Origin of the sequence: Hymenobacter fodinae (assembly GCF_004745825.1) — a bacterium.
GTDB lineage: Bacteria > Bacteroidota > Bacteroidia > Cytophagales > Hymenobacteraceae > Hymenobacter > Hymenobacter fodinae.
In genome coordinates, this window is the sequence record NZ_SRLA01000004.1 from 503,907 (window position 1) to 512,965 (window position 9,059).

The window sequence follows — 9,059 nt, forward strand, 5'->3', positions numbered from 1 at the left end:
GTTACCGGCGACGTTTAGAAGGTGTAGGAGTGGCTGTTAAGGCTTGTAGTTCCGCAATGGTGCGCGGGGCGGAACCCGCTGGGGCGCCTGGCTTGGTGGCCTTTAGGTAGGCCAGCCGGTCAGGGTGGTTGAAGTCAAGACCCCGCATGTAGGCGGCTAATCCAAACTTGGGTTCTGGTTCTTTATCACCACGGGCAATGGCTCGTTCGCGGCGCTGCTCAGTGAGGGTGTTCTTGGTAGGCATGGCTAGTCTTCTGAATAAGGGGTGGGGGCTGGGATGTACACGAGGTTGGCTTTTGCCATCTCCTGCATGTGTGTCATGGCGGCTTGCTTCTGGCCAGCATCCAGGCTGCAGAAGAGGCGCAGGGCCTCCCCTACTGAGTCGCTGAGCTGGTTGAAGTAGTCTGAATCCTCTAGCCCGAAATGCGCCTGTATGGCGACCATCAGCTTATCGACGTGGGCGGTGGTAAGGCCTAGCTGTTGTTTGGCCGCCTGCTTCATCACGCCGAGGTAGGTCATCTGGCGCAGGCTGTAGTCCAAGGAGAAGGCCGAGCCAGCCATCAGTTCGATCAACGCCCCAGCACGTTGGCGCTTCTCAGGGTCGAGGTTGTTGGTAGGGCGTGGGCGGTGCGTATGGATGCGGCCAGTAGCGCGGGAGCGTTGGGCCATGGTAATTGGTGCTTCTGCCGTAGTGGTGGCAAAGAGGGCGGCGGGCGTAGCAGGCGCCATGCCCAGGGTTTTCAGGGTACTCATGATTCAATGATTCTGGTGAAGCTTCCGAAGTCCAGCAGGCGCTGCAGCTGGTTGGGGTAAGCATCGGGGTTGATGGGATAGGCCGGGCGCCACGCGGTTTCTGTGGGCAGTCGGCGTTGCATTTGCAGGGTGGTATTGGACCGGTCAGTGTGGGTGACTCTGTACACCAGTTGGTCGGTGTGGCACTGATAGAGGCCACACAGCGGGCTCGGCGGGTTAGGCTCGGCGGCTTTTGGCTTGCTTGACTTGGGCGGCATCACGTTTCGGTTTAAGCCACTCCCATTCATCATAAGCAGCGGTTGCCCATGCCTCTGGTTTACTGAGGGCTTCCTGTCCTAGCTTAGCTACCAAGGACTCTAGCAGCGCCAGGCGGCTTGGGAAGGGTGGCAGGCGTTCAGTTTGCTTCTTCGGCTCCGACTTCGGGCGGTGGCCCGTGCTGCCGAACGGGTTGCGTGTCCCGCCCGGCAGTCCATAGTAGTTGCGGCCCATAGAGTTAATCGCCGCAGAAGCAGCTAATAGGTTGAGGTGGGGCTTCTAGTAAGGCGCGGCGCTGGTCTTCAATGGGGCGCCGGCCAACACGGTTGAGAAATGCTTGCAGCGGGAGCTTATCAATGAAGGTGGTGCGAGTAGCTTCTTCTGTCTCGGCAAGCACTTGCGCTGCAATAGGGGTCTCATCGGTTAAGAGCTGCAGTTTTGCCTTGTTCTTTTCAAAGCAGAAGCGGCAATTACCCTCGTAGCTTTCAAGCTGCAGATCAAAGGGTTGGCGTCTCCAAAAAGCCCGTACATCCTTTTCTGTGATACCTGCGTCGGCTAGAGGGTAAACATTGTCCCAGCGGGGCTCTTTGCTATCCTTGCTCTTGTGTAGCCGGTGGGGCTCGTCAGCACGAATACCTTGCACCATTTGCCAGTGTGTGTATCCTTGACTGCGCATAAAGTCGCGCATCACACGCACCTTCAATTCTTGGGTGCAGAACTTAGCCGCAATATTGGGCAGCATCAGCACCTCTCGTATCCGATTGGGCTCCTGGAACAGTGGGTAACCTTTTGCTGCTCTGGCTTTAGCTTTGTTATCACGGGGCTTGCCAGGGGAGAGATACGCGGCCATGATCCGACGCCAAAAGGGGGAATTAGCAATGGCTTGCCGGAGGTAGGCTACATCGGTACTAAACCAGTCTACTCGGGCGCAGGTGTCATAGGTTACTTCCTTCCACCCATTAACAGCGCAGTACTCTAGGTAGCGAATGGGAGCCCCCCAATACAGTTGCTGATCGCGGAGGAAGTCAAGACTGCGGTTATCCTCCCAGCCTGTATTGACAAACAAGATGTAGTCATCAGGGCCTAAGCCTTTCTGTATTTCCAGGTACGTCATGACACCTGAGCTGCGGCCGCTGCTATCTGATATTACTCGTGGAATACCCATAGATCAGAGATGTAGCAGTGAACCCAGTAGGGCGAAGAAGGCGGTACCTAACAGCACCAAGGGGAGCGGTAGGATGCGCTGCACGGGGCGGGTTTCTAGGGCTCTCATAGGGTGGCAGGTTTTACTTTGTAGTAAGATTTCCCACCACAGCGCGGGCAGGCTAAGTCACGCACTACTGGGTCTTTTGTGGGCACCCAAACCCGTTCATCGTAGGGATGCACATTGCGGCACCGCGTACACTTGCAGGTCTCTGGCTTACTCACCTTCCACCCCTCCTTTCTTTCCTACTGTGGGGGCCTGGGGGAGTGGTTGCCAGTGAGTTACTTCCCATAGGCACCAACCGTCCTCTAGTAATTCCCAGTTAGTGCCATAACCTTTGCATACCGCCACCAGCACCTTGAACTCGCTTGAGTTGCTGAATGGGCGGGCATACACTAGCACCTCTTCAGACCGACGCACATTCAGTGCATCCTCTTCGTCGTAATCATCTTCATCGGGGGCGCTGCCGTAGGTAACTTTATCAGGCAGTATCTCCGGCAACCTATCCTCTACACTCACCCACTTCTCTACTTCTGGCGCTACCGTGGTGGGCTGTTGGGCTAGGGCACGGAGAGGCGTTGCAACATCGTGTCTGCCTAGCATCTCAAGAACACTTATTGCGTTTTCGAGTGCTGGCGCTACCGTGGTGGGGTGGGACGAGAGAGCGATAATTCCACTGAGAGCATCACATACTAGGCTACGAGGTACTAGCCGGCCTTTGCCCTGGCCTATCAGCTTCTTTACGTGCTCTAATTGCTCTATTGTATTGCTCATTACCTTCGTATTGTTATTAGTGGAGTACCAGAGCCAGCAGGTCGTATCTGCTGGCTCGTTTCATTAGCGGCGACGATGCAGCGAGAGGATGGTAGGCTGATCGTTGGGTAGGCCAGGATTGGTAGCCGCAGTGGGCAGTACTACCGCCTGTTGGTAGGCTCGTTTCTTGGCCGTGATGTGCTCCCCTAGGGTGGGGAGCTGGTAGTCTTTCTTGGTGGGGAGGGCCATGGCTAGTTGGCTTCTGGCATGGGATGGCCTGGGCACCCCGTTTGATAATCCCACTTATCACAGTCCCCCATAGGCAGGACTCGCTTGCCCTCCCGTTGAGCCTGTCGCAATTCCTCTTTGGCTTCTTGGGCTGTTAGGTCACGACCTGTTTCAGTGTCCGTAAAGAGGTTTTTTAGTTGACTCTTAGTCATGTTGCGGAGAGCACCTTCGACGCTCAATCCCATGTGGCGAGTGTACATTGTCATACTTGTAGGCACTTTAGAAAGCTGAGTAACTGAGAGGACTAGGCGGCGGCAGAGGCGACTACTTGCACCGTGTAAGGCTTGACAGGGGCCATAAACTCTAGCTCGGCATCGGGCAAGGCCTGCTCCAGATGGGCGTAGATGGGTGCATAGGCGGCTTGCTCTTCCTCGTATTTCTCAGCGCGGAAAGCATCAACTACTTCTAGGTAGTCGGTATCGAGGCCGGCCTGAAACAGGCGCTCCCGTAGTTCGTTGAGGGCGTTGGTGGCGCCAATGGCTTTGTTAGCGGTGGCGTATTCTGCGGTAGTAGGCATAGGATTAAGCAGCTAGTCGTTGGAGGGATTGGCGTTCGTTGTAGCGGCGGTCAGTTTCTTTCCGCACATTCTTGAGCCAGCGTAGGAGTTCAGACCAATCGGAGCGGGTTTGCAGGTTGGTCTCTATCGTCTCTATCTCTTCTGGCTCGTAGACCGAAATGGCGTTCTTGGCCTTGGTCTGCTTGAGGATGAGCTTGCGCAGCTCGGCTAGCACCACGAATTCAGCGAGGTCGGGCTCTCTTCCGCAGCGCAGCGCGTGTATGGTTTGCGCTACTCGCAGCCGGTCTTGCCACTCAGAGGGGTTGACGTTCTTCGGCAGCAGGGCCAGCGCTTCCCAGGCGGCGAACTTGCCTTCTGTCTGGTAGAGTAGCCCCCGTAGGCGCTGCTGGTCGTGGTAGCTGGTTGCCATCGGGCTAGGCCTCGTACTTCACCCCGCAAAAGGGGCAGTAGGTAAAGTGGACAGCGATAGTCTTCTTTTCAATGCGCCCCGGCGTCTTGTCCTTTTTAATGCGCTGATAGTTGTATCTGTAATCGAAGTGGCCCCTCCACACCCCAGTTCGCATGTTCACAACTAGGTTTTGAAAGCCATTACTTGCATCTCCCTTTTCAATGAGAGCAGATTCACCAGCCCGGTCTTTCAGCCATTGGAGCGTGCTGGCCTCGTTATCAATAATGCAGTTACACATAGTCGTATCAGTTAGAGAGAGGCAGCGCTGATGTGCAGCTGGGTTTCGTTTTCCTCAGCCGCTTTGAACTCGGCTTCCAGGTAGGCGGCCTCATCGGTGAGGTCCATGTTGTCATGCAGCTTGGCGTACACCACAATGGCTTGCATGGCCTGGTAGCGGCAGCCCACGGCGCAGGCGGCTACGGATTGGCGCAGGTAGCGCAGCTCTACCGGATTGATGCGGGGCTTGATAGTTGAAGGCGCAATCGTCATCTTTGCAGTCGTTAAGTAGGTTAGTGAATGGCCCCGGTTTTGTGTCCAGCAGCACCGGGGCTGTTTGTTTTTAGGTTAGTCGTTGAAGCCAGCTAGCGGGCTGGTGTAGTAGATCCGGGCATCTTCAGCGGCCCATGCCTGCGTGAATGCAGTCCAGCACTTGTCGCACATGGGCTTGTTGCCTTTCCAGCTGATGAAGGCAGTGCGGCACTTTATGCAAAAGCATTGCTTAGGGGCGGTGGCGCTTCTCATAGCACGCGGGGCTGTTTGTGTGTAGAGGGGCAGCTAGGGGTGGATAAGGCCTAGGTCAAGCAGGTACATGACCCCAGCGGGCGTAATCATATTGAAGCCGTGCCCGCGAGTAGCTAGCCCGGCATCTACTAGCCATGTGCGGTCGGATTTGCTGATGAGGTCACCATCCGCCGTGCATTGCATTAATTGGAGTAAGCAGGCTTCAATGGGCTTAGCCGTGGCGGGGTCGAACAAGGGAGTAGTGTACCCCTTGGCGATGCTGCGCAGGTTATCTACTGTGTCAGCCAACTCGACTATGGCGCCGCTGCGCTCATCTATGTGTTGCGTTGGACCGTAGTAGTTGCGTAATTCTTGAATGCGATCTGAGTTCATGGTGGGGGCTGTTTGTGTGTAGAGGGGTTAGGCGTTGGGGGCAGTTAGCTTGACCAGTACCGTCTGCACATTTGTGCCACTCTCTTTGAAGGCACCCGCTTCGAACCATTCCACCACTCTGCCGTGGGCTTCCACGAAAGCGGCGAACTCAGTGCAGGCTGTTCTAGCTGAGTGCAGGAAGGCGGGGCTCATAATGGCTAGCAGGGTGCCGCCTGGCTTGAGGAAATTGAAGGCATGGCGCACATGCTTCATGTCTTGACCCTTCGTAAAAGGAGGGTTCATAACTACCATCTGGTAGTCTGGGGCGGCCTTCACGGTGAGAAAGTCGCAGTTCATTACATCGTATCCTTTACCCCGAAGGATAGCGACACTGTCAGCGTCTATCTCGCAGCAGTCCACGTCACCGCCTGCTTTATACAAAGCATCAGCGATGGCGCCTTCGCCAGCAGAGGGCTCTAGAATCACACCTTGGCGGATGTTGGGGCAATGCGCTAGTACACGGGCCACCACTGCGGCAGGGGTGTAGAAAGCTTGCGTTGCCTTCTTTGTGCTTACTACCGTTCCGCCTGCGAGTAATTGGGCTAATTGCTCACGAGGGTCACGTTGAAATAGAAAGGCTTGACGCTTGGTGTTCCACTTACCGCCAGCGGCTTCTAATACCTTCTTGAGCTCGTTGTACAACTTAGGTTCTACCCGCTCAACAGGGGGAGTTACCATGTCTGCGGTTTGCGTGCAGCGGGCGAGTAATTCGGCGGCTTGTGTGCTAATGTTCTTCATGGCGTTCTAGCTACTGGTGTGGTGGCTGCCCCCAACTGGGGGTGTGCCGGTGCGGTGATTCAAAGGTGAAATATTTACGTATAATTACCAAATGTTCTACGTAAATATTTCACCTGAAAGGGCAAAAAAATATCTGCTTAGAAGGGAGGCGCTAAGTTGTTAGGTAAATTATTCCCGTGTTTTTCATCGTATTCCTTATCAAATGCCGCCATTTCCGCTAGCCTTTCCTCTTTACCTTCCTTTGGCATAAAGGTGCCGTGGGGCTGAGCTTTTAAGAAGTCATTCAGCATATACACCATAGAGGGATGTATATGCAACTCTATTTTTTGGCCCTCTGGCTCACTACGGAACTTTAGAATCAACCCCTCAGGAACCACTTTCAGCTTAAACCCCGCCTCAGAATCAAGCCAACATGCATTTAAGGCGCCAGGGCCTTCCTCGATCAATACAGTTATCATGACTTATCCGTTAAGCTGTGTGGGGCGAAAGCCTAGTTGTAAAAGGCCCGCAAATACTTGAGCGGCTTGGGTAGTCACCACAGAAGCCTGCTCAATCGTAACACGGCCCTGCCCAGTGCGTACTATTTGATCTGCTAGGGACATAGCACATGCCGTTGCGGGCTGCGTGTGGCGCAATACCTCTTTCGCAGACGTGCGCAACTTGGAAGGCAAGCCCTTCTCTTTGGCCTCCTTTACAATGGCGTTGGGTCGTTTACCTGTGTGGGCTATGCAGTTGGCCCGGTTGTACTCAATTACGGAGCCCACGCCACCTAATAGGAACTGATGGTTGTTGATGCTCTTCGAGTTGGCTACCTGTACCTCCCGGCTGGTGTGCTCTAGCAGATTAATAAGTGGGCTATCATGCTCAATGGAGCGCAACTGGCTTTCCATCTTATTGAACTGCTCTATGTAGTCCTGCTTGAACTGAGCCGCCCGCTTGCCTGTGAAACCCATCACCAACATGGTGAAGCCTTCTTTGGTCATTATGATGCAGCGCTGTTTCTTACCGCGTTGGTCGGTGTAAGTTCCCGGCGCAAAATTGAGCCGCGAGAATTCAGCGTCGCATTCTAGGTTGTCAATGGCTCGTAACACATTCTTGTGTGTCTTAGAGAAGCCCTTCGCTACTCGCAGCGAGTCGGTGGCTGGGTTGCCTTTCTTCGTTGGAAAAACCAAATCTTCCATGTGACTATATAATGAAAGTGAAAACTATGCGGCGGCTTGCAATGCAGCTTGAACCTTGCGCCCTGGGCGCGGCTCCCAAGTGCGTAAAAACTTGCGTGCGTCCTTCTCGCTGCGGATTTTATCGGGATGGTACTGCTTAGCGAGTTCTTCCAATACATCTACTATAGCCGGGTTGTCGGGCATATTCCCATCATTCTTAAGGCTATACAGCTGCTGGTCGGTGATTCCGTAGTGTCCCTTCTGACGCAGGCGGTCTTGGGCTAGGGCGGCATAGTATTTAGGCAGGGCCGGGCTAAACTGCGCCCAACGAAGCAGAAATGCGGCATACCGGGCCCGATAGGATTGCAGGGGTGGCTCTTTCATTATTCCGTAAAAGGTTTGGTAATACGTAAATCTTTCCTACGTTTGCCGTAGAACACTTGGTAAATATACCAAAGTTCATCAGCAGCCACAAAACTTTACGTAAAAATATATGCAAACGGTTAACAATCGTTTGGCGTCTCTACCCGATCTTTTAGGGTATGATTCGCCAGCCGCACTTGCGAAGGCGGCGGGGATTGACCCTAACACTCTGCGTAAGGCCATGCAGGGGCCAAGCAAGCCAAGCTTCGACACGCTGGAAGCGATCACTAATCGTTGGCCTAAACTGTCGGCTGCATGGCTTTTATCGGGGAAAGGCGAACCGTTTGAGCAAGAGTCTACAAAAGCAAATGACCGAGTAGAATTCCTACCCGGTGGTGCCCTTAATAAGATGGGCGCTACTGTGATGCCTAGGGGTGGTATGCCAGACATCCCAATGGATGACGCCTCGGAAGATGCACCGATACCCAAGAAGCGTGGCCTACCCGTAGTGCAGACCGACCAGGAGTTTCGGGATATGCTGATTCAGCAGCTCAACAAATACAAGGAGGATGCTCAACGGCACCAGAGCGAAAACGAAAAACTGCACCGCATCATTACAGACCAACAGGGTACTATTCGCTTCCTACAAGAACAAGTGCAGCAACTGCAGTCTATGGGAAAGATCGACGGTAATCATTACGATGCCCCTGATACCCTAACTGTCGCTGCCGAGCCGATCAATCCCATTGGATTCGGGCGCGTGCGGTCTATGTATCCAAACGGCTTGCCCGACGTGGTACATGGGACTTCGCATAAAGCAGCAGCTTAGGTGACCAGATTGATTACCATGGGTTGTTGAAGCGCAACAACTGGGCAGACTATCAAGCACTTACATAAGAGCCCTTACCTCCGGCGTGGAAGTAAGGGCTTTTTAGTGCCCAAGCGTTTCCGCACTAGTGCAGCAAAGGCAGTTTCCGTTTTGGTCTTCTCGTTAGGATAGGCCTAGGCCACCGCTATAAACACAAAAGAGCCCGCCGGAAATACTTTCGGGCGGGCTCTTTTGTGTAGGCTAGCTGAAAACCCACGGGCGTGCGCCAAAGCGCAGGCCTTCTCCCTTACATGGAGTCGCAGCAATCCTCTAGTGAGTCGATTACGTCGAGCAGCTTCGGGATGGAGAGGGAGTAGTAGATTTTGGTTCCTACTTTAAACGACGACAGAATGCCGCGGTCTTTCAGAGTAATCAGGTGCTGCGAGGCAATAGCCTGAGGTAAGTCGAGAGAACGGTAGATTTCCGTAACGGTCATCTTTTCCTCTTTACCAAGCAAATCTACAATGGCTAGGCGCTTCGGGTGAGCCAGCACTTTCAGCATGGCAGCAGCCTTATCAACCTTTTTTGATTCTACGCGGGCAAGCAATGGTTTCATAAGA

18 protein-coding genes are annotated in these 9,059 nt (G+C 54.0%); 1 reads left to right on the top strand and 17 read right to left on the bottom strand.

Annotated elements, in window-relative coordinates:
* Nucleotide 1: 1 nt before the first annotated feature.
* From EU556_RS20010 to EU556_RS20080, 16 genes are all read right to left on the bottom strand, one after another.
* On the bottom strand, nt 2–244 hold the full coding sequence (locus EU556_RS20010; RefSeq protein ID WP_135435910.1) for a hypothetical protein: 243 nt from the start codon (nt 242–244) through the stop codon (nt 2–4).
* A 2-nt stretch (nt 245–246) separates the two neighbouring features.
* Nucleotides 247–753, bottom strand: a complete 507-nt coding sequence (locus EU556_RS20015; RefSeq protein WP_135435911.1) for a hypothetical protein — start codon at nt 751–753, stop codon at nt 247–249.
* Nucleotides 750–1,010 carry a hypothetical protein gene (locus tag EU556_RS20020; RefSeq protein WP_135435912.1) on the bottom strand — a complete coding sequence of 87 codons (261 nt, stop codon included), beginning with the start codon at nt 1,008–1,010 and terminating at the stop codon, nt 750–752. The genes EU556_RS20015 and EU556_RS20020 overlap by 4 nt, the downstream gene beginning before the upstream one ends.
* Nucleotides 1,011–1,246: 236 nt before the next feature.
* Nucleotides 1,247–2,122 carry an adenine nucleotide alpha hydrolase family protein gene (locus EU556_RS20025; RefSeq protein ID WP_135435913.1) on the bottom strand — a complete coding sequence of 292 codons (876 nt, stop codon included), beginning with the start codon at nt 2,120–2,122 and terminating at the stop codon, nt 1,247–1,249.
* A 306-nt stretch (nt 2,123–2,428) separates the two neighbouring features.
* Nucleotides 2,429–2,815, bottom strand: a complete 387-nt coding sequence (locus EU556_RS20030; RefSeq protein ID WP_167855652.1) for a DUF551 domain-containing protein — start codon at nt 2,813–2,815, stop codon at nt 2,429–2,431.
* Between the two features lie 234 nt (nt 2,816–3,049).
* The gene (locus EU556_RS26145) at nt 3,050–3,214 is read right to left on the bottom strand and encodes a hypothetical protein (protein WP_167855653.1); all 165 of its coding nucleotides are present in this window, start codon (nt 3,212–3,214) and stop codon (nt 3,050–3,052) included.
* A 283-nt stretch (nt 3,215–3,497) separates the two neighbouring features.
* Nucleotides 3,498–3,770, bottom strand: coding sequence for a hypothetical protein (locus EU556_RS20040; protein WP_135435916.1), 273 nt, complete (start codon nt 3,768–3,770; stop codon nt 3,498–3,500).
* Between the two features lie 4 nt (nt 3,771–3,774).
* A complete protein-coding gene (locus EU556_RS20045) occupies nt 3,775–4,179 on the bottom strand; it encodes a hypothetical protein (RefSeq protein WP_135435917.1) in 405 nt (134 codons plus the stop codon).
* Between the two features lie 4 nt (nt 4,180–4,183).
* Nucleotides 4,184–4,456, bottom strand: a complete 273-nt coding sequence (locus EU556_RS20050) for a hypothetical protein (protein ID WP_135435918.1) — start codon at nt 4,454–4,456, stop codon at nt 4,184–4,186.
* A gap of 11 nt (nt 4,457–4,467) precedes the next feature.
* Nucleotides 4,468–4,707 (bottom strand): hypothetical protein, encoded by a 240-nt coding sequence (locus EU556_RS20055; RefSeq protein WP_135435919.1) that lies wholly within the window; start codon nt 4,705–4,707, stop codon nt 4,468–4,470.
* Nucleotides 4,708–4,782: 75 nt separating this feature from the next.
* Nucleotides 4,783–4,959: a hypothetical protein gene (locus EU556_RS26150; RefSeq protein ID WP_167855654.1), complete on the bottom strand. Its 177-nt coding sequence runs from the start codon at nt 4,957–4,959 to the stop codon at nt 4,783–4,785.
* Nucleotides 4,960–4,992: 33 nt separating this feature from the next.
* A complete protein-coding gene (locus EU556_RS20060; protein ID WP_135435920.1) occupies nt 4,993–5,331 on the bottom strand; it encodes a hypothetical protein in 339 nt (112 codons plus the stop codon).
* Nucleotides 5,332–5,358: 27 nt separating this feature from the next.
* Entirely contained in the window at nt 5,359–6,108 is a 750-nt protein-coding gene (locus EU556_RS20065; protein WP_135435921.1) for a methyltransferase, read from the bottom strand.
* Between the two features lie 137 nt (nt 6,109–6,245).
* The gene (locus EU556_RS20070) at nt 6,246–6,566 is read right to left on the bottom strand and encodes a hypothetical protein (protein ID WP_135435922.1); all 321 of its coding nucleotides are present in this window, start codon (nt 6,564–6,566) and stop codon (nt 6,246–6,248) included.
* A gap of 3 nt (nt 6,567–6,569) precedes the next feature.
* Nucleotides 6,570–7,289, bottom strand: coding sequence for a Rha family transcriptional regulator (locus tag EU556_RS20075; RefSeq protein ID WP_135435923.1), 720 nt, complete (start codon nt 7,287–7,289; stop codon nt 6,570–6,572).
* Between the two features lie 24 nt (nt 7,290–7,313).
* Entirely contained in the window at nt 7,314–7,652 is a 339-nt protein-coding gene (locus EU556_RS20080) for a hypothetical protein (protein WP_135435924.1), read from the bottom strand.
* Between the two features lie 418 nt (nt 7,653–8,070).
* Here EU556_RS20080 and EU556_RS20085 point away from each other — a divergent pair, with 418 nt between their 5' ends.
* Nucleotides 8,071–8,460, top strand: a complete 390-nt coding sequence (locus tag EU556_RS20085) for a hypothetical protein (RefSeq protein WP_135435925.1) — start codon at nt 8,071–8,073, stop codon at nt 8,458–8,460.
* Between the two features lie 286 nt (nt 8,461–8,746).
* Here EU556_RS20085 and EU556_RS20090 read toward each other — a convergent pair whose 3' ends face one another.
* Nucleotides 8,747–9,055: an ArsR/SmtB family transcription factor gene (locus tag EU556_RS20090; protein WP_088845163.1), complete on the bottom strand. Its 309-nt coding sequence runs from the start codon at nt 9,053–9,055 to the stop codon at nt 8,747–8,749.
* Nucleotides 9,056–9,059 lie beyond the last annotated feature (4 nt).

What these genes read in the sequence shown, in the direction of transcription:
- EU556_RS20030 (WP_167855652.1), bottom strand. Translation starts at nt 2,815, where the DNA reads ATGCTAGGCAGACACGATGTTGCAACGCCTCTCCGTGCCCTAGCCCAA.
- EU556_RS20070 (WP_135435922.1), bottom strand. Translation starts at nt 6,566, where the DNA reads ATGATAACTGTATTGATCGAGGAAGGCCCTGGCGCCTTAAATGCATGT.
- EU556_RS26150 (WP_167855654.1), bottom strand. Translation starts at nt 4,959, where the DNA reads ATGAGAAGCGCCACCGCCCCTAAGCAATGCTTTTGCATAAAGTGCCGC.
- EU556_RS20025 (WP_135435913.1), bottom strand. Translation starts at nt 2,122, where the DNA reads ATGACGTACCTGGAAATACAGAAAGGCTTAGGCCCTGATGACTACATC.
- EU556_RS20065 (WP_135435921.1), bottom strand. Translation starts at nt 6,108, where the DNA reads ATGAAGAACATTAGCACACAAGCCGCCGAATTACTCGCCCGCTGCACG.
- EU556_RS20090 (WP_088845163.1), bottom strand. Translation starts at nt 9,055, where the DNA reads ATGAAACCATTGCTTGCCCGCGTAGAATCAAAAAAGGTTGATAAGGCT.
- EU556_RS20050 (WP_135435918.1), bottom strand. Translation starts at nt 4,456, where the DNA reads ATGTGTAACTGCATTATTGATAACGAGGCCAGCACGCTCCAATGGCTG.
- EU556_RS20055 (WP_135435919.1), bottom strand. Translation starts at nt 4,707, where the DNA reads ATGACGATTGCGCCTTCAACTATCAAGCCCCGCATCAATCCGGTAGAG.
- EU556_RS20080 (WP_135435924.1), bottom strand. Translation starts at nt 7,652, where the DNA reads ATGAAAGAGCCACCCCTGCAATCCTATCGGGCCCGGTATGCCGCATTT.
- EU556_RS20015 (WP_135435911.1), bottom strand. Translation starts at nt 753, where the DNA reads ATGAGTACCCTGAAAACCCTGGGCATGGCGCCTGCTACGCCCGCCGCC.
- EU556_RS20040 (WP_135435916.1), bottom strand. Translation starts at nt 3,770, where the DNA reads ATGCCTACTACCGCAGAATACGCCACCGCTAACAAAGCCATTGGCGCC.
- EU556_RS20085 (WP_135435925.1), top strand. Translation starts at nt 8,071, where the DNA reads ATGCCAGACATCCCAATGGATGACGCCTCGGAAGATGCACCGATACCC.
- EU556_RS20060 (WP_135435920.1), bottom strand. Translation starts at nt 5,331, where the DNA reads ATGAACTCAGATCGCATTCAAGAATTACGCAACTACTACGGTCCAACG.
- EU556_RS20020 (WP_135435912.1), bottom strand. Translation starts at nt 1,010, where the DNA reads ATGCCGCCCAAGTCAAGCAAGCCAAAAGCCGCCGAGCCTAACCCGCCG.
- EU556_RS20010 (WP_135435910.1), bottom strand. Translation starts at nt 244, where the DNA reads ATGCCTACCAAGAACACCCTCACTGAGCAGCGCCGCGAACGAGCCATT.
- EU556_RS20045 (WP_135435917.1), bottom strand. Translation starts at nt 4,179, where the DNA reads ATGGCAACCAGCTACCACGACCAGCAGCGCCTACGGGGGCTACTCTAC.
- EU556_RS26145 (WP_167855653.1), bottom strand. Translation starts at nt 3,214, where the DNA reads ATGGCCCTCCCCACCAAGAAAGACTACCAGCTCCCCACCCTAGGGGAG.
- EU556_RS20075 (WP_135435923.1), bottom strand. Translation starts at nt 7,289, where the DNA reads ATGGAAGATTTGGTTTTTCCAACGAAGAAAGGCAACCCAGCCACCGAC.